At 60.2% G+C, this 18559-nt stretch carries 14 protein-coding genes; 5 read left to right on the forward strand and 9 right to left on the reverse strand.

Annotated features, from left to right (window positions below):
• The coding region (locus HU765_RS26890; protein ID WP_238344734.1) for a hypothetical protein at positions 1-354 on the forward strand (354 nt) is incomplete at its 5' end.
• 277 nt (positions 355-631) lie between these two features.
• Here the strand turns inward: HU765_RS26890 and HU765_RS19835 are convergent.
• The 3 genes from HU765_RS19835 to HU765_RS19845 form a co-directional block, all read right to left on the reverse strand.
• Positions 632-1531, reverse strand: coding sequence for a hydroxymethylglutaryl-CoA lyase (locus tag HU765_RS19835; RefSeq protein ID WP_186622456.1), 900 nt, complete (start codon positions 1529-1531; stop codon positions 632-634).
• A gap of 142 nt (positions 1532-1673) precedes the next feature.
• Positions 1674-2072: a MerR family DNA-binding transcriptional regulator gene (locus HU765_RS19840; protein WP_186549906.1), complete on the reverse strand. Its 399-nt coding sequence runs from the start codon at positions 2070-2072 to the stop codon at positions 1674-1676.
• A gap of 197 nt (positions 2073-2269) precedes the next feature.
• Complete coding sequence (locus HU765_RS19845; protein WP_186549908.1) at positions 2270-3199, reverse strand: LysR family transcriptional regulator; 930 nt, start codon at positions 3197-3199, stop codon at positions 2270-2272.
• A gap of 183 nt (positions 3200-3382) precedes the next feature.
• Between HU765_RS19845 and HU765_RS19850 the strand changes: the two genes are divergently transcribed.
• Complete coding sequence (locus tag HU765_RS19850; protein ID WP_186622458.1) at positions 3383-4612, forward strand: acyl-CoA dehydrogenase; 1230 nt, start codon at positions 3383-3385, stop codon at positions 4610-4612.
• Positions 4613-4750: 138 nt separating this feature from the next.
• Here the strand turns inward: HU765_RS19850 and HU765_RS19855 are convergent, their stop codons facing one another.
• Both HU765_RS19855 and xthA read right to left on the reverse strand, forming a co-directional pair.
• Positions 4751-6085, reverse strand: coding sequence for a phosphate ABC transporter substrate-binding/OmpA family protein (locus HU765_RS19855; RefSeq protein ID WP_186622459.1), 1335 nt, complete (start codon positions 6083-6085; stop codon positions 4751-4753).
• Positions 6086-6276: 191 nt separating this feature from the next.
• Positions 6277-7089, reverse strand: coding sequence for an exodeoxyribonuclease III (gene xthA, locus HU765_RS19860; RefSeq protein WP_186622460.1), 813 nt, complete (start codon positions 7087-7089; stop codon positions 6277-6279).
• Positions 7090-7386: 297 nt separating this feature from the next.
• Between xthA and HU765_RS19865 the strand changes: the two genes are divergently transcribed.
• The 3 genes from HU765_RS19865 to HU765_RS19875 all read left to right on the forward strand — a co-directional run bounded on the left by HU765_RS19865 (position 7387) and on the right by HU765_RS19875 (position 13502).
• A complete protein-coding gene (locus HU765_RS19865) occupies positions 7387-8037 on the forward strand; it encodes a GNAT family N-acetyltransferase (protein WP_186534212.1) in 651 nt (216 codons plus the stop codon).
• A gap of 66 nt (positions 8038-8103) precedes the next feature.
• Positions 8104-9831: an autotransporter assembly complex family protein gene (locus tag HU765_RS19870; RefSeq protein WP_186549918.1), complete on the forward strand. Its 1728-nt coding sequence runs from the start codon at positions 8104-8106 to the stop codon at positions 9829-9831.
• Complete coding sequence (locus tag HU765_RS19875) at positions 9828-13502, forward strand: translocation/assembly module TamB domain-containing protein (protein ID WP_186622461.1); 3675 nt, start codon at positions 9828-9830, stop codon at positions 13500-13502. The genes HU765_RS19870 and HU765_RS19875 overlap by 4 nt, the downstream gene beginning before the upstream one ends.
• A 300-nt stretch (positions 13503-13802) precedes the next feature.
• On the opposite strand, the gene HU765_RS19880 is transcribed toward HU765_RS19875, so the two are convergent.
• From HU765_RS19880 to HU765_RS19895, 4 genes are all read right to left on the reverse strand, one after another.
• Entirely contained in the window at positions 13803-16292 is a 2490-nt protein-coding gene (locus HU765_RS19880) for a fimbria/pilus outer membrane usher protein (protein ID WP_186622462.1), read from the reverse strand.
• An 85-nt stretch (positions 16293-16377) separates the two neighbouring features.
• The gene (locus HU765_RS19885) at positions 16378-17127 is read right to left on the reverse strand and encodes a molecular chaperone (RefSeq protein WP_186622463.1); all 750 of its coding nucleotides are present in this window, start codon (positions 17125-17127) and stop codon (positions 16378-16380) included.
• Positions 17128-17204: 77 nt separating this feature from the next.
• Entirely contained in the window at positions 17205-17792 is a 588-nt protein-coding gene (locus HU765_RS19890) for a fimbrial protein (RefSeq protein WP_186622465.1), read from the reverse strand.
• 109 nt (positions 17793-17901) lie between these two features.
• The gene (locus HU765_RS19895) at positions 17902-18549 is read right to left on the reverse strand and encodes a response regulator (RefSeq protein WP_186622467.1); all 648 of its coding nucleotides are present in this window, start codon (positions 18547-18549) and stop codon (positions 17902-17904) included.
• Positions 18550-18559: the final 10 nt, after the last annotated feature.

Raw genomic sequence — 18559 nt, forward strand, 5'->3', positions numbered from 1 at the left:
CGCGAAAGCGGTGTGTCAGTCAATGCAAGTGTGAATGGCACACCGCTTTCGCGAGCAAGCCCGCTCCCACAAGGAAATTGGGGGGATTTCGGGGATTACAGAAAGCACAAAGGGGAGCCGAAGCTCCCCTTTAATTTTGTCGTCGCGTGCTCTTTTTTTATTATTGAGGGTCGGTCTGTTGTTGTTTTTGGCAACCGTGGCCCTTTACCGCTGTTTTGGCGACCCCCATCCGGGGTCAAGAGCAAACGTATTTTTTTGAGCGCTGATCTGCTTCCTCGCCAAGCGATCCAACCGATTCGGGAGCTACCTGAAGGTAGTTTTATTGTTCTCTGCCCGGTTGCGGGTCACTCCTGAGAGCACCCTGAAAAGCACACCTTCTCCAAAAAAATCTGTTAGCTGCGTCTCTGCCGTGTTGTTTTTGTTATGTCAGAGTCGTTTCGTCTTGTTTTTATTGGTTTGCGGCTTTTTATTCTTGTTATGCGATAGAGATAGCAGGTGTCGTGCCAACTTTTTAAAGCCCTTATAAATCAAGCGCTTAGGGTTTTCAGAGTTTTTCGGGTCGGAGCAATCCAGACAATTTGTTTCCGTGTTACTCGTTTTTGCCCCACATCGTCGACGCAGCGGTAACACCTCACTGTGCGCTGCGCGCCTTGGCCACGCGCGAGCCGCTGGGCCGACCGAGCACGGCGCTGATTTGCTGGCCCGCGACAATCAAGGCGTCCAGGTCGATGCCGGTCTCGATCCCCAGGCCGTTGAGCAGGTACACCACGTCCTCGGTGGCAACGTTACCGCTCGCGCCCTTGGCGTAAGGACAGCCGCCGAGGCCGGCGATCGAACTGTCGAACACGGCGATGCCTTCGAGCAGGCTGGCGTAAATGTTGGCCATGGCCTGGCCGTAAGTGTCGTGGAAATGCCCGGCGAGCTTGTCTCGCGGCACGTGCGCCGACACCACTTCGAACAGGCGTCGAGTCGCCCCGGCGGTCCCTGTGCCGATGGTGTCGCCCAGCGACACCTCGTAGCAGCCCATCGCGTACAGCTCGCGGGCGACCAGCGCCACTTGCTCCGGCGCGACCGTGCCTTCATACGGGCAGCCCAACACACAGGAAACGTAACCACGCACGGTAACGCCGTGTTGTCTGGCCGCCTCCATGATCGGTGCGAACCGCGCCAGGCTTTCGCTGATCGAGCAATTGATGTTGCGTTGCGAAAAGGCTTCGGAGGCGGCGGCAAACACCGCGACTTCCTTGACCCCGGCGGCAACGGCATCTTCGAAGCCGCGCAGGTTCGGCGCCAGTGCGCCGTAGGTCACCCCCGGTTTACGCTGGATCTGCGCGAACACCTCGGCCGACCCGGCCATCTGCGGCACCCACTTGGGCGAGACGAAACTGCCCACTTCGATATAGCCCAGGCCAGCAGCGCTGAGGGCATCGACCAGTTGCACCTTGTCGGCCACGCTGATGGGTTGGGCTTCGTTCTGCAGGCCATCGCGTGGGCCGACTTCGATCAGGCGTACTTGAGAGGGGAGGGACATGGCTGACCTGCTCTGTTGAATTCGTGGAGATCCCTTTGTAGGAGTGAGCCTGCTCGCGATAGCGGAGTGTCAGTCATCATATTTTTTTCTGATACACCGCTATCGCGAGCAGGCTCACTCCTACAGGGGGATGTGGTGTTTGCTAGACCACCTGCTGGCTCTTGAGCGTCTGCTCCAGCGCCTGCACACAGCGCTCTTCGGCGGTATCGAGTTCCAGTTTCATCTGTTCGATATCGAGCAACTGTTGCTCAAGCTGTTCACGGCGCTCGCTGATTTTCGCCAGCATGCTGTTGAGCTGTCTGGTGTTACCGCTCGACGGATCGTAGAGCTCGATCAGCTCGCGGCATTCGGCCAGCGAGAAGCCGATGCGTTTGCCACGCAGGATCAGTTTCAGCGTGACCTTGTCGCGCGGTGAGTAAATGCGTTCCTGGCCACGACGCTCAGGACTGAGCAGGCCTTGCTCTTCATAAAAGCGGATCGCCCGGGTGGTGATGTCCAGCTCGCGGGCGAGGTCGGAAATGCTGTAAGTCTGACTGCTCATGAAAGCGCTCGGAAAGGGGGCGTGGCGCTAAGCTAATCGGTGGTTTACGTTTACGTCAAGGCTCAAGATCTTCGCTGCATTTGTTGGCCTCTTCGCGAGCAAGCCCGCTCCCACATTGAATTGCATTCCAACTGAAGGAATGCGGTCGAATGTGGGAGCGGGCTTGCTCGCGAAGAACGATAACCCGGTAAAACGCCCTACACCTTATCCAGCTTCTTCTCCTGCGCCGTCACCTGCTGGCACAACTCGATCATCTGTTCGCGCATCCAGCGGTTGGCCGGGTCCTGGTCGGTGCTTTCATGCCAATACAGATGCGTCTCCACCGACGGCACATCGTTGACCGGCAAATTGAACGCCTGCAGTTCATGCCGGCGGGCAAACCGCTCCGGTACGGTCATGACCATGTCGGTCTGCTGCATCACTTGCGAGGCCATCAGATAATGCTGCGAGCGCAGTGCGATCTTGCGCTGGATGCCCATTTTGCCCAGTGCCAGATCGACATAACCCAGACCGCTGCGGCGGCTGGAAATATGGATGTGAGTCAGCGACAGGTAGTCATCGAGGCTGAGTTTGTCCTTGCCCGCCATCGGATGGCCCTTGCGCATCGCACAGACGTAACGGTCGTCCATCAGCTTGACGTGGCGCACCTGTGGGTCAGTGTTGAGCGGCGCATCCACGGCGAAATCCAGACGCCCGGCCGCCAGTTCCTTGGTGGTTTCCCGACGTTTGGACAGAAAGCTTTCGATAATCACCGTCGGCGCCAGGCGGCGCAAGCGCTGGAACAGTGGCGGCAGGATTATCGCTTCAGTGAGGTCGGTCATGCTGATGCGGTAGGTCTTGACCGCCTGCGCCGGGTTGAAAATGCGACTTTCCTGCACCGACACGCGCAATAGCGACAGGGCGTTGCGCACCGGGCCGATGATGTTCTGCGCCATCGGCGTCGGCACCATGCCTTGAGCCGTGCGCACAAACAGCGGGTCGTTGAAGGTTTCGCGCAACCGTGCCAGCGCGTTCGACACCGCCGGCTGCGTGATGCCGACAATCTGCCCGGCGCGGGTCAGGTTGGCTTCGGTGTAGATCGCGTCGAAGACGATGAAAAGGTTGAGGTCGACCTTACTCAGATTCATAACGCGGCTTCTCTTGTTATTAAGTGCAAGTGTTTTGGGGCTGACGATCAGCGGATCATATATTGGTGATGAATGTTTATACACGCCGAGAATAGGCTAGGTAAATGATCAGCGCTGTTCTAGCATCGATTGCATGACTTGAACAACCTCTGCAAGAACTGCCTTAACCATCGGGAGCTGCTCATGGATTTCGCTTATTCGCCCAAGGTGCAAGAACTGCGTGAGCGCGTGACTGCGTTCATGGACACTTACGTTTACCCGGCCGAAGCGGTGTTCGAACGCCAGGTCGCCGAAGGTGATCGCTGGCAGCCGACGGCGATCATGGAAGAGCTCAAAGCCAAGGCCAAGGCTGAAGGTCTGTGGAATCTGTTTCTGCCTGAGTCCGAACTCGGTGCCGGCCTGAGCAACCTCGAATACGCGCCGCTGGCGGAAATCATGGGCCGTTCCCTGCTGGGGCCGGAGCCGTTCAACTGCTCGGCGCCGGACACCGGCAACATGGAAGTGCTGGTGCGCTATGCCAACGAAGAGCAGAAACAGCGCTGGCTGGAACCGCTGCTGCGCGGCGAGATCCGTTCGGCGTTCGCCATGACCGAGCCGGACGTGGCGTCTTCGGACGCGACCAACATGGCCGCCAGCGCGGTGCGCGATGGCGATCAGTGGGTGATCAACGGCAAAAAATGGTGGACTTCCGGCGCCTGCGATCCGCGCTGCAAGATTCTGATCTTCATGGGCCTGAGCAATCCCGACGCCCCGCGTCACGCCCAGCACTCGATGATCCTCGTCCCGGTCGATACCCCCGGGGTAAAAATTGTCCGTCCGCTGCCGGTGTTCGGTTACGACGATGCACCGCACGGTCATGCCGAAGTGCTGTTCGACAACGTGCGCGTGCCTTACGAAAACGTCCTGCTTGGCGAAGGGCGCGGCTTCGAAATCGCTCAGGGTCGCCTCGGGCCGGGCCGGATTCATCACTGCATGCGTTCGATCGGCATGGCTGAACGTGCCTTGGAACTGATGTGCAAGCGTTCGGTGAGCCGCACCGCGTTCGGCAAACCGCTCGCACGCCTGGGCGGCAATGTCGACAAGATCGCCGACTCGCGGATGGAGATCGACATGGCGCGTCTGCTGACATTGAAAGCGGCGTACATGATGGACACGGTCGGCAACAAAGTGGCGAAAAGCGAAATCGCCCAGATCAAAGTGGTGGCGCCAAACGTTGCGCTGCGAGTGATCGACCGCGCCATTCAGATGCATGGCGGGGCGGGGGTGTCGAACGATTTCCCGCTGGCCTATATGTATGCCATGCAGCGCACCCTGCGCCTGGCCGATGGCCCGGACGAAGTGCACCGCGCGGCGATCGGCAAGTTCGAGATCGGCAAATATGTGCCGAAGGAGATGCTGCGTAGCGAGCGCTGATCCGAGACCGCGTCATCGTTCTTCGCGAGCAAGCCCGCTCCCACATTCGACCGCATTCGTCCAGTTGAAATGCGATCAAAATGTGGGAGCGGGCTTGCTCGCGAAGGGGCCTTCGAATTCACCACCACAGGATCCGGATCAATACACCCAAACCTCAACCCGCCGATTCTTGATCCGTCCCTCATCGGCGCTATTAGCCGCCACCGGCATCAACGCGCCGAACCCGCGCACCTCGCGCAACACCACGCCATTCTTGACCAGCTCGCGGCGCACCGTCATCGCCCGCAGTCTGGACAGCAGATCGGCGCGCGCCGGATCATCCTTGAGATCGCCAAAACCCACCAGCGTCACCGCCCGATCCATCTTGCCGTGACGCTTTATATAGTCGAACACCCGCGCCAGATCCTGCCGGGCCTTGTTGTCCAGGCTCGCGCTGCCTTCTTCAAAACGAAAATTCACCGTCAGACGCTGGGCGTGACGGCTGAGCGATTGATAGCCCTCGGGCATCAGCGCATTCGGCGCGACGGTCATGGCGTGTACGTTCTGACTGATAAACCCGCTGGCGGCGACAATCGCCTGGCCCTCGGGGCTTTGCGCAAACGCCGCCAAGGCCTGCGCCCACGGATTCTGGCTGTCGGGCGGCAGGTAGAAAAACAGCCGCCGGGATAACGGATAATCTTCGGTGGCGATCAGGCTGTTGAGCGGCAACATCGCTTGCGATGCGCCATCGGCAATCGCCAGCGCTTTGGCCTGACGCACATAAGGCAGGCCGATGAAACCGATGGCTTGCGGATCGCTGCTGACCGCATCGGACAATTGCTCGCTGGCTTCAAACCTTTTCGCTGCGCTGCTCAGACTTTTCCCATGACGACTGAGGACCAGTTCCTTGAACGTGTCGTACGTGCCGGACTGATCATCCCGCGCATATAAATGGATGGCCCCGCCACGACCGCCGAGGGCTTCCCAGGTTTTCACTTCACCGGCGAAGATTCGCGCCAGTTGGGCGGTGTCCAGTTGCTGAAGGGGATTGTCGGGATGAAGGATGATCGCCAGGCCATCGATGGCGATGACTTGTTCGGCGGCAGGACTCTTCAGATCGCCGAGTGATTGCAGGCTGAGCAGTTCGCTGTCCTTGATCTCACGGGAGGCGGCGGCCAGATCGGCGCTGGCGTTTTTCAACGCGGTGAAGCCGGTGCTGGAACCGTGGGCGGCAACGTCGACGACCACGCGTTGACCTTGGGCGGTCTGGCCGACGATGCGTTGTTCGTTGGCGGTGTCCGGGGTTTCGCGGTGGACTTTCAGCAAGCCCTGTTCCTGCAGCAGGCCTTCAACCAGCGCCGGGCCGAGTTCGGCGCCGATGGTGTTGGAACCTTGAATGCGCAACGCCGGGCCGTTTTCCGGAATGGGCAGGGCGGCGGCAGCCACCGTCAGCCAGGCACTCGAGAGAAAGACGAACAGAACACGCAGGGTCATGCCGGCACCGAATCAAGCCAAGGGGATTGCCGGGGAGATTAAGTCAGAAAGATGACTTGGAGATGACAACGGTCCTTTGTAGGAGTGAGCCTGCTCGCGATAGCCATATATCAGTCAACATTTGCGTCGACTGACACTACGCTATCGCGAGCAGGCTCACTCCTACAGGGGGATCGTGGTGATGCTGGAAATCAGGCCAGTTCAAGCCAGATCGGCGCATGGTCCGACGGCTTTTCCATCCCGCGCAGTTCGTAGTCCACACCGGCATCCTTGACCCGCGGCAGCAAGCCGTTGGACGCGAGAATCACGTCAATTCGCAGCCCGCGCTTGGGCTCATCCTCAAACCCACGGCTGCGGTAGTCGAACCAGCTGAACATGTCCGTCACGTCCGGGTTGAGATGACGATAGCTGTCGGTCAGGCCCCAGTTCTTCAGGCGCGCCATCCATTCGCGCTCTTCGGGCAGGAAGCTGCATTTGCCGGTTTTAAGCCAGCGCTTCATGTTGTCCGGGCCGATGCCAATGTCGCAGTCTTCCGGGGAAATGTTCACATCGCCCATCACCACCAGCGGCTGTTCGTTATGGAACTGGCTTTCCAGCAGCGCTTGCAGGTCGCTGTAGAAACGCTGCTTGGCGGGGAATTTGGTCGGGTGGTCGCGGCTTTCACCCTGGGGGAAATAGCCGTTCATGATCGTCACCGGCACGCCATTGGCATCAGCAAAAGTGCCCCAGATGAAACGGCGCTGGGCGTCTTCGTCGTCAGTGGCGAAGCCTTTGTGGATGGCAATCGGCTCGCGGCGTGACAGCAGGGCCACACCGTAGTGGCCTTTCTGGCCATGGAAATACACGTGGTAGCCGAGCGCGCGGATGTCGTCGAGGGGGAACTGGTCGTCGTGAACCTTGGTTTCCTGCAGGCCGATCACATCCGGCTGGTGTTTTTCGATCAGCGCTGCCAGCTGATGCGGACGGGCACGCAGTCCGTTGATGTTGAAGGAAACGATCTTCATGGTCGGCAGTCCTGGCAAAAGGGCGATGCTAGCTGACATGGGGGAGATGGGCCAGTGTGGGAGAAATCAATTTCACCTGTGGGATTCATGTTGTTAGTGATGACGCTATCGCGAGCAGGCTCACTCCTACAGGGGAACGCATTCCAAAATGTAGGCCTTCGCCTGCTCGCGATAGCGTCCCCACATTCGATGAAGATCCAGGGCTGGTCTAACCTGTGAGGGAACCACGCCACCGCGAAAAGGTTCGTACCAACAAGCGCGCCATCCTCCGAGCGCGCCCCGGGGAGATCCACCGTCATGCCTGAAACCCAGACCGCCATCGCCGACATTCATATGCTCGACCGCGGCTATTCCCGCGAAGCCCGCTCGTTGCTGTATCAGGCCTATCGCCACGAACCGACCTTCGGGTATCTGTTCGAAGCCGAGCGCCCCGGTTATGAACAGCGCGTGCGCGCGACGGTGCGCGAACTGGTCAAACAGCATTTTTTGCAGGACCTGCCCGCCATCGGCCTGCTGGTCAACGACCGACTGATCGGCATTGCCTTGATTGCACCGCCACAACGTCGCCTCGGTATCACCGAAAGTTGGGCATGGCGCCTGCGCATGGTGCTCAGCACCGGGTTTCGCTGCACCCGCCGCTATCTGGAATATCACGATGCCGTCGCGGCGTGCGTGCCCGGTGACTCGGTGCACATGCTGCCGTTGCTCGGCGTACACCCGCAGTTTCAGGGCAAGCACTACGGCGAACAATTGCTGACGGCGGTGCACAACTGGTGCGCGGTGGATGAAACCTCGCAAGGCGTGGTGCTCGACACCGGCAACCCGCGCTACCTGGAATTCTATAAAAGGCAGGGTTATCAGGAGATCGGCGAGGTTGCCGTCGGGCCGGTGCGCGAACACGTCTTTTTCCACGCCAATCCGCAGGTGTTACAAACAGCAACGGGTTAATCATCGAACTTCTTCAGAAATTTCCTGTTCTATCAGGCTCCCAAGCCCGTGATAGCATCCGCGCCTATGAAGTTTCCAGGAAGATTTACCAGTGGCGTGCTGATGCTGTTATCCAGCTGCGCGGCGCTGGCGCAAAGTGAATTGGATGTGCGGATCAAACCGTCCAACGATGAACTCAAGGCCAATATAGAAGGCTATATCGGCAGCCTCGGCGACCGCGACGAAGAAGCCTTGCAGCGCTTCAGTCGCGGTGCCGAGGAGCAGGCGCGCAAGGCTGCCCAGGCGTTGGGCTATTACCAGGCGCAGATTGAAAGTGACGTCAGGGGCGGCGATAAACCGCGCCTGGTGCTGAACATCGACCCCGGCGAGCCGATTCGCCTGCGCAACGTCATCATCCGCGTCGACGGCCCGGCGGCCTCGCTCAAATCCTTTCGCGTACCGAAGAGCGATCAGCTCAAATCCGGTGCGCCACTCAACCATGGCCGCTACGAAGACGCCAAGCGAGTGATCCAGAACCAGGCCTCGCGTTTCGGTTTCTTCAGCGGTCGCTTCACCAGCCAAAAGCTTTTGGTCGACCCGCGCGCGGGTGTGGCCGACATTGAATTGATCTACGACAGCGGCCCGCGTTATGCGCTGGGCAAAGTCAGTTTCGAAGGCGACACGCCGTTCGACGAAGACCTGCTGCAACGCATGGTGCCATTCAAGGCAGGCGAACCCTACGACTCCGAACTGATCGCCGAACTCAACCGCGACCTGCAATCGAGCGGCTATTTTGAAGGCGTGCGTGTCGACGCCGCGCCGACCGCGGCGAAGAACGATGTGATCCCGGTGGACGTCAAGCTCGACACGCGCAAACCACGGACCATGGGCCTGGGTCTCGGTTACTCGACCGACGTCGGCCCGCGAGTCAGGGCTAACTGGACGCGGCACTGGGTCAATCCGCAGGGCGACAGCTATGGTTGGGAAGCCGAGCTGTCGGCGCCACGGCAAAACGTCGGGCTGTTCTACGACATTCCCCTCGACCCGCCGCTGACCGACAAACTGCGCTGGGCCGGCGGTTATCAATTCGAGGACATTGAAGGCTCCGACACGTTGAGCAAACTGCTCACCTTCGGCCCGGAATGGCACAGCAAGTTGCCCAGCGGCTGGCAACGGGTGATCTCGTTGAAATGGCAGCGCGAGGAATACGAACTCGGCGACGACTCCGGTTTGAGTACCTTGCTGATGCCCGGCATCAGTTATTCGTACCTGAAAAGTGACAACCGCATCGACCCGCGCAACGGCTATCGCCTGAGTTTCGAAAGCAAAGTGGCGAAGGAAGGCCTCGGTTCGGACAACAACCTTCTTTATGGCACGGCGTTGGTCAAAGGCCTGACCACCGTCTTCGACAAGCACCGTCTGCTCGGTCGCGTACAAGTCGGCGGCAGCGCCACCAACGGCTACAACTCGATTCCGCCGTCGCTGCGCTTTTTTGCCGGTGGCGACCAGAGCGTGCGCGGTTACGACTATCAGAGCCTGTCGCCGAAAAACTCCAAGGGCGACCGCATCGGCGGCCGTTATATGGTCGCCGGCAGCGTCGAATATCAGTATTCGGTCGCCGAGAAATGGCGGGTCGCGACCTTTGTCGACCAGGGCAACTCTTTCAACAAACTCGAACTGCCGAACCTCAAGACCGGGGTCGGTGTGGGTGTGCGCTGGGTCTCGCCGGTCGGGCCGATCCGCCTCGACCTGGCCCACGCGCTGGACGACGACGGCGGCATCCGGCTGCACTTTTCCATGGGGCCTGAGCTGTGAAGCGTGGTTTGAAAATAACGGCGCTGACGGTTTTGGCGCTGGTCTTGTTGGCGGTCTTGAGCCTTGCGGCATTGCTTGGCACGCAGGCGGGCAGCCGCTGGGCGTTGGGCTTGGTGCCGGGCTTGAACGTGGAGAATTTCAACGGTCGCCTCGGTGGTCAATGGAGCGCCGATCATCTGCTCTGGGAGCAGGACACCAGCCGCGTCGAGCTGAACAAGGCCATCTTCGCCTGGTCGCCGCTGTGCCTGACACGCATGACCTTGTGCATCGATCAGCTCAAGGCCGATCAGGTGAGTCTGCAGTTTCCACCGAGCGAAGAAACCACCGAGAACGGCCCGATCAAACTGCCTGATCTGCAATTGCCGCTGGCTATTGAACTGGGCGATGTCGAGGTGGGCAGCCTGTTGTTCAACGGCAGCGAACAGCTCAAGGGCTTGCAACTGGCGGCGCACTGGACTGCTCAGGGCTTGCAGATCGACAGCGTGAAATTGCAGCGCGACGAACTCAGCCTGAACCTGTCCGGCCTGCTGCAACCGACCGGTAACTGGCCGCTAAACATCCAAGGCGATCTGACTTTGCCGGCGCCGGGCACTGAACCGTGGACACTGGCGCTGAAGGTCGACGGCGATTTGCTCAAAACCCTCAACCTGCAAGCCGACAGCCGTGGCTACCTCGACGGCCAGTTGAGCGGTGAACTGCAAGCGCTGGCGGAAAATCTCCCGGCCAAGGTGCGCATCACCAGCGACGCGTTCAAACCCAGCGCCGATCTGCCTGACACCCTGCAATTCAATCAACTTGTACTGACGGGCGAAGGCGACCTGAAAAACGGCTATCAACTGCTTGGCAACGCAACCTTGCCCGCCGAAAAATCGCCAGTGGCGCTGTTGCTCAAAGGCAAGGTCGACGCCAACGGCGCGCAAATCGCCGGGCTCGACCTCAACGCCAACGACACGCAAAGCCTCAAGCTCACCGGCAATGTCGACTGGAGCAAAGGCCTCAGCGCCCAGGCCAACATCAACTGGCAAGACTTCCCTTGGCATCGGCTCTATCCGGAGATCGACGAGCCGCAAGTCGCATTGCGCACATTCACCGGCGAAGTCTCCTACACCGACGGACAATATCTGGGCAACTTCGCCGCCGCGCTGGATGGCCCGGCCGGTGCGTTCACCCTGAGCAGTCCGTTCAGCGGCAGCCTCGAACAGATCGCCTTGCCGCAACTTGTCATGCAGGCCGGACAGGGCAAGGCAGAAGGGCACGTCAATGTGCGCTTCGCCGACGGTATCGCCTGGGATACCGCGCTGGATCTGTCGGCGCTCAACCCGGCGTATTGGGTCGCGGAACTGCCGGGCACCCTGGCCGGGCCGCTGAAGAGCAAAGGCGAGATGAAGAACGATCGGCTGAGCCTCAGCGCCGACCTCGACCTCAAAGGCAAACTGCGCGGTCAACCGGCGATTCTGCAAGCCAAGGCTGACGGTGCCGGCGAGCAGTGGAACCTCAACGCCCTGCAAATCCGCCTCGGCGATAACCACATCAGCGGCAAGGGCAGCCTGCACGAAAAACTCAGCGGACAGATCGACATCAAATTGCCGCGACTGGCCCAGCTGTGGCCGCAGTTGCGCGGGCAGATCAACGGCCAGCTCAACGCAGCCGGCACGCTGAAAACGCCGCAAGGCAAGTTGAATCTGCAAGGTTCGCAGCTGGTGTTTGAGGACAATCGCCTGCAAAGCCTTAACCTCGACGCCACCCTCGACAGTGCGCAACGGGCGAAGATCGATTTGAAAGGCAGCGGCATTCACGCGGGCGATACCTCGCTGGGCACCCTGACGGCCAATGCTCAGGGCGATATCAAAAGCCAGAAACTCAACCTCGACCTGATCGGACCGAAGCTGAAACTGGCGCTGGGTCTGGACGGCAATCTCGACAAGGGCAACTGGCGCGGGCGGCTGGCCAGCGGCGACATTCAGGTTGGCGGTCAGGACTGGAGGCTGCAAAGTCCGGCCAGACTGGAACGCCTGGCGGACGGCCAGATCAACTTCGGCGCGCATTGCTGGCTGTCCGGCAACGCCAGCCTGTGTGGTGAAGACCAGCGCCTGATGCCCGAGCCAAAACTGCGCTATCACCTCAAGCAATTCCCGATCGAAAGCCTCGCGCAATGGCTGCCGAAAGACTTCGCCTGGCAGGGCCGGCTCAACGCCGATCTGCAACTGGACCTGCCAGCGAGCGGCCCGAACGGCGTGGTCAGTGTCGATGCCAGTGGTGGCACCCTGCGTGTGCGTGACAAAGAGCAGTGGCTGGACTTTCCGTACCAGACGCTCAAGCTCACCAGCAAACTCACGCCCAAGCGCGTCGACACCGAACTCAACTTCGTCGGCGGCAAACTGGGCGAGTTGATGGTGCAGGCGCAGCTCAATCCACTGCCGAAAAACAAACCGCTGACGGGCTCGTTCCGCCTCACCGGTCTGGACGTGTCCGTGGCGCGGCCGTTTGTGCCGATGGTGGAGAAACTGACCGGGCACCTCAACGGCAGCGGCACGCTTTCCGGCGGCCTGCTCGCGCCATTGGTCAATGGCACCGTGCAGCTCAGCGACGGCGAAGTGTCTGGCGCCGAACTGCCGATGGAGTTGCAGGATTTGCAGCTCAAAGCGGTGATCGCTGGCGAAGCGGTGCGTCTGGACGGCGGCTGGAAAAGTGGCCCGCGCGGGCAGGGCAGCCTCAACGGTGATGTGGCCTGGGGGCCGGCGCTGGTGGTCGACCTGGCACTCAAGGGCACGCAATTGCCGGTCAGCGTCGAACCCTACGCCAAGCTTGAGATGGCCCCGGATCTGAAAATTTCCATGGCCGGCGATGAGCTGAAAATTGCCGGCAAGGTGCTGGTGCCAAAGGGCGAAATCACCGTGCGCGAGCTACCGCCGTCGACGGTGAAAGTCTCCGACGACACCATCATTGTCGGGGCGCAGACCGAAGAGGGCAAACCGCCCATCGCGATGAAAATGGACATCGATGTCATCGTCGGCCAGGACAAGTTGAGTTTTGCCGGTTTTGGCCTGACTGCCAATCTGCAAGGTCAGGTGCACATCGGCGACAACATGGACACCCGTGGCGAACTCTGGCTCAACGACGGCAAATACCGCGCCTACGGGCAGCGCCTGACGGTGCGGCGTGCGCGTCTGTTGTTTGCCGGCCCCATCGACCAGCCGTATCTGGACATCGAGGCGATTCGCCAGACCGACGACGTCATCGCCGGCATCCGGCTCAGTGGCAGCGCCGAACAGCCGACGACGCAAATCTTCTCCGAACCGGCCATGAGTCAGGAGCAAGCCTTGTCCTATCTGGTGCTGGGACGCCCGCTGAGCACCAATGGCGAAGACAACAACATGCTCGCGCAAGCCGCATTGGGCCTGGGCTTGATGGGCAGTGCCGGGGTGACCAGTGGCCTGGCCAAGGACTTGGGGATTCAGGATTTCCAGCTTGACACTCAGGGCAGCGGCAACGACACCAGCGTCGTCGCCAGCGGCAACATCTCCGAGAAACTCAGCCTGCGCTACGGCGTCGGCGTGTTCGAACCGGCCAGCACCATCGCCTTGCGCTACAAGCTGAGCAAGAAGGTCTATGTCGAAGCGGCCAGCGGCGTGGCCAGTTCGCTGGATATCTTCTACAAACGCGATTTCTAGCGCACACCTGCTCATTTGAACCGAGTCGCGCCCTTCGCGAGCAGGCTCGCTCCCACAGTTGGACTGCGTTCCCCTTGTAGGAGTGAGCCTGCTCGCGATAGCTATCTCAAAGATTCGAATGAATAGCGGGTCTACGCTAATCCCTGTGGGAGCTGGCTTGCCAGCGATGGCGGCCTTATAGCCGACCAGCCTCTGGCGGATATACCCGGTTCCAATTGTGGGAGCGAGCCTGCTCGCGTAAGCGCTGGGTCAGTCAACATGGAAATGGCTGTATGAATGCCTTCGCGAGCAGGTTCGCTCCTACAGGGGCGCCGGGCGGCATATCAGTGAGGCGCGTTCGTAGTTCAACGCCTTGTCACGCTCGGGCAGTGCATAGTGCGCTTCGCAGCGCTGGCCTTGCCATTTGATGGTCAAGGTGCCGGCGTCGTCCTCGACCAGGGCCAAGGCCTTGCCGCTCGGGTCGGAGATTGCCAGTTGCTTGCCGGCCGCGTCCTCCAGTGCGGCGCCGAACGGGATCGGCTGGTGCTGCGCGTCGAACAGCGAGAACTGCACCCGGCGTCCGGTCTTGCTCGCGTAGCGTGCCAGCACCACTGCACCTCGGCGCGGTACCACTTGCTGGGTGGCGTTTTCGATTTCGAAATCACCGCCCAGGTCGCGGGTGTCGAGGCTGATCCAGTTGACCCGATAGGGTTGCGCGTTGGACACCACGGCATAACCGTTGCCAGCGGTTTTCGCCCCGGAGAAGCTAGCGATCTTCACGCCTTCGACACCCTCGACCTGCGCCAATGCGAAGGTCTCGCCGACGGTCTGCCCAAGATTGATCCCGCCAGCGTGGCCGACTATCGAACCGGCAACGTTGAGATTCTGCGAGTTATAGCCACGTCCCTGGCTGTAACCGGCACTGATGTCCATCACCGAAGTTCGCGTGCTGAGGTTGGCCGAGCCCGTGCTGCCACCGGTACGGCTGCTGCCGCCCTGCACCGAGTAATAGGTGTCGCTGTCTTCGGACAGGAAGCCGTTGATGCCGACCTGGGTGCTGCTGTCATCTTTCTGCGTGCTGGCCGAAACGAACGCTCGCGGCGCGCGGGGCTTGGAGCCCAGCGGAAACGACACTGAGAGGTTGAACAAAGAGTCGTTGTTCGCCGGGCCATAGTTGCCGACATCCTTGGTGTAGGTCGCGCTGAGGTTGTAACTGACCTCGCCCCAATAATTGCTGTAGCCGGCCGACAGGCTTTGCGAACCGCCGCGTCCCCAGTAGCGCTGATCGCTAGCGTTGAGGTAGATGCTGCCGAACTGCTGGTTGCGCCCAAGGCTCTGGTTGACGGTCAGGTCGGTGCGGGTTTTCGAGTTGCCGCTGCGTTGCTCGCCCTCGCGGCTCAGCTCTTCGACGTGTTCGCTCAAGGTGCGATAGCCCTCGGTCGAATAGCGATAAGCGGCGAGGGTGAAGTTGGTGTCGGTGCCGGTGAACGTCTTGGCGTACAGCGCGCGCAGGCTGTTGCCCTTGACGGTCCTGCCGAAGGTGCGACTGCTGGAGTGGGTCAGGTCGAGGGAAACTGCACCGATCGCCGTATTGCGCCCGGCTCCTACCGACAGGGCCTGAAAATTTTCCGTGGCCTGGGTGCCGACAATCGCCGACAGGTTACTGCTGACGCCATAAGCCACGGTGCTGCTGATAAATTCCGGCGTTTGCTGGTCATCGCTGTTGCTGTTGTAGCGGCCCGCCGAGACGCTGTATTTCAGTTGCCCTTCGCGCACCATGATCGGCAGGCTGGAAAACGCCTGCACCGTCACCCGGCGCCGGCCATCGGCTTCGATAACAGTGATTTCCAGATCGCCATTGGAGCCGCTGGGGTAGATATCGCTGATCTCGAACGGGCCGGGGGGCACGTTGGCGGTGTAGAGAATGTAATCGTTCTGGCGAATTTCCACGGTAGCGCTGGATTGCGCGATGCCACGAATCACCGGCGCATAACCGCGCTCGCTGTCGGCGCGCATGCCGTTGTCCGACGCCAGTTTCAGGCCGCGATAGCGCACGCTGTCGAACAGGTCGGCGTCGGAAAAAATGTCGCCGGCGCTGAACTGGCCTTTCAGCGCGGTGACGTCATGTTGCAGATAGCTGCGGTTGCTCTTGAATGTGCTCGGTCGGCCGGTACTGCTATTGAAGTTGGACTCGTTGCGCAAGCGCCAGCCGCCCAGATTGATGCCGTTGCGCAGGCCGACGTTATTGGCAAATGTGGTATCGGCGTCGGTGCTGTTGCGATTGCTGCTCAGCTGATAGTTGATGAACGCCGCCGGTACACCTTCGTCCCACATCGCCGGGTCGACATAACCACGGCGGCCACGCTCCATGGCGCTTTGCGGCACGCTGACCAGCAAACGCAGGCGCGGCATGTCGTAGCGAACGGTGGCGTGGTCGATCAACGCGGGCAGGTCGAGGCAGGCGACCGGGTCGACGGCGTCGAGCTTGCCGCTGGCCTGCAGCTTGCCAATATCGACGCCTAGCTGGGTGAGCATGTCTACGGTCAGGCAGGCTTCGACCTTGTTGCTGTCGGGAAGGCGGCGAAAGTCGATATCGCGGCGGCCAACCAGCATGTCATTACCATACAGATCGATCCGATAAGTGCCGGGGAGGACGCGGCTGCCGGCGAGCAGCGATTGCAAATCGACGGCGGATGTCGCGCCTTGCAGAAACGAGGTATTGAATTGTTCTTCGCCGTCGGCCAGGCAAGTTGTACTGAATACCAGAGCAACCGAAAACGGCGCCAGGCCATCGCGCTTGAGTAAAAACATGCAGGAACCCTATATCACCTCCGATACGAACTAACGGAGCGAAGAGAAATACAGTGAAAGTGCGGCTGTTAAAGCAGCGCGCGAGTTATGGCGATTCTTTATCCAGGCTGGCGCTAACGTCGGCGCCGCTGGAAAGTTGCGCGACATAACGGTCTCTGGCGCCGTAGTCGTTGATGCTGCTGAATAACAGGCGCAGGGAACTGCCCGCGTGAAGTTGCTTGAGGGCGAACTCTTTTTGTTCGCCGGGCGCGATCATTGTTGAATCAAACGGGTGCTCGCTGGTTGCGCCGGATTGCACGGTGAGATCGGCAATCGACACGTGATACAGGCCAGGGTTTTTCATCACCAGCACGCTCTTGCCAGCGCGCTCGGTCAGTCGCCAGGTCAACTCGGCCGGTGCCTGCCAAGCGTTGTTTTTCAGCCCGGCAGGGCGGAAGAACACCTTGATGCGCTGGCGCACAGCCAGTTGCAGGGTGTTTGCGGTTTTCGCCGATTGAGGGATTTCCTGCACGTTCAACCACACCACCGACTCGCGGTCGCCGGGCATGCCGGCGCCTTCATAGATGACGCGTAGAATCTGCTGTTCATCGCCGCTGACCCGCACCAGCGGCGGGGTTACAGCGAAAGGTACCGTGCCGGCTTCGTCGCTGTCGGTATCAACCCAGGACTGGATCAACACGTCGGCGCCGCTGTTGCGCACGGTGATACTGGCTTCTTTATGCTTGCCGTCGAAGATTAGCCGGGTGCTGCTCAGGGAAATGCCGGCCGTGGCTTGATTGATGGCAAACAGGCCCAGAAGGCCCACGCAGAGGGACAGGGAATGACGTAGAAACATGACGAGTTACCGCGCAGAGTGAAGGAAAGTGCAGGGCCGTTGGCGGGCCCCGCACAGTGCTCGACGAATCGCGCGGTTTATTCGTATTGCAGGGTGAACGGCAGGGTCGCGTCGCCACGACCGGCAACCGCCAGTTTTGGATCGACCGTGGTCACGTAGGCTGCCGAGAATTTCAGCGTGGTATTGCTGTCCTGCAAGGTGTTTTCAATGCGCGCGGTGGTCGGCGAAGTCAGGTCGATCACTGCGCCATTGGAGTCAAGCAAGGCGATACCGATCCCTTTCGCCGCACCCAGACCGTCGATCAGGTTGAGCACCTTGGTGCCGGGTGCGATACCCGAGCCTGCGCCTTTGGTCGGCTCGAAGATCATCGCCACTTTGGTGCCGGCGTTGCAGTTGATCTTCATGTCGAAGTTCTCGGCGCTCAGGGTGCCGTTGCCTTTCGGCGCGGTGGCGGTGCCCATGTCCTTGATCGACACTTCGCCCATGTTCACCGAGATGGTTTTATCCTTGCCGGCGCCTTCGATCGAGCAGGCATCGTTGTTGATGTTACCGGTGAAACTGATGGTGCCGCTGCCAGCCTGGGTAGGCACAACCGGATCGGCCGCGAGAACATTACCGGCAGCGAAAATCGACAGGGCGAGAAGCGTGCGAGACAGCTTTTTCATGTTGCTTTTCCATTGGTGGGGTTAAAGCAATACGATAAAAGCCGGGCCCTCGGGGAAACATCAGACGATTCCTAGAAACAGCAAAGTTGCAACAACTGGGCACGCTTGATTAGTTGAACAAGTTGCGCTCTATGCAATAAGCCAACAATTCCTGATCACTGCTGACTTCCAGTTTGCGCATCGCAGAAACTTTCTGTGTGCTGATGGTTTTGGCACTCCGGTTCAATCCCCGGGCAATCTCGTTGACACCCTGTCCTTGAACAAACAGGCGCAGGATTTCATGTTCCTTGGGCGAGAGTCGGGAGAAACGTTCGTCCAGATCGGCGCCGTCGACCAGCACCGAGGTCGGCGCAGGCCCTTGCTGGCGCACCGGGTTGCCCTTGGCGATCGCTTTGAGTGCTACCTCGATTTCATTGTGCAGCTGATTTTTCTGAATCACCGCCAGCACGCCCATTTCCTGCAGGCGGGTGAGGATCAACGGGTTGGAAATCATGGTGAGAACCAGCACCCGCACGTCGGGAAAGTGCCGGGTCACGTACTCCACCAGTTTCAGGCCGTCACCATAGGGCGAGTCACCGGGCATGTTGAAATCGGTGATCAACAGGTCCACCGGTTGTGACTTCAGCAGCTCGATCAGACCATCGGAACACACCGCTTCGCCGACCACGCGAAAGCGTGGGTCACGCTCGACCAGTTCCCGCACCCCCAGCAGTACGATGGGATGATCGTCGGCGATGACAACGTTGAAGATTTCCATGGGTGCTTTA

Origin of the sequence: Pseudomonas sp. SWRI81 (genome assembly GCF_014268545.1) — a bacterium.
GTDB classification, from domain to species: domain Bacteria; phylum Pseudomonadota; class Gammaproteobacteria; order Pseudomonadales; family Pseudomonadaceae; genus Aquipseudomonas; species Aquipseudomonas hamedanensis.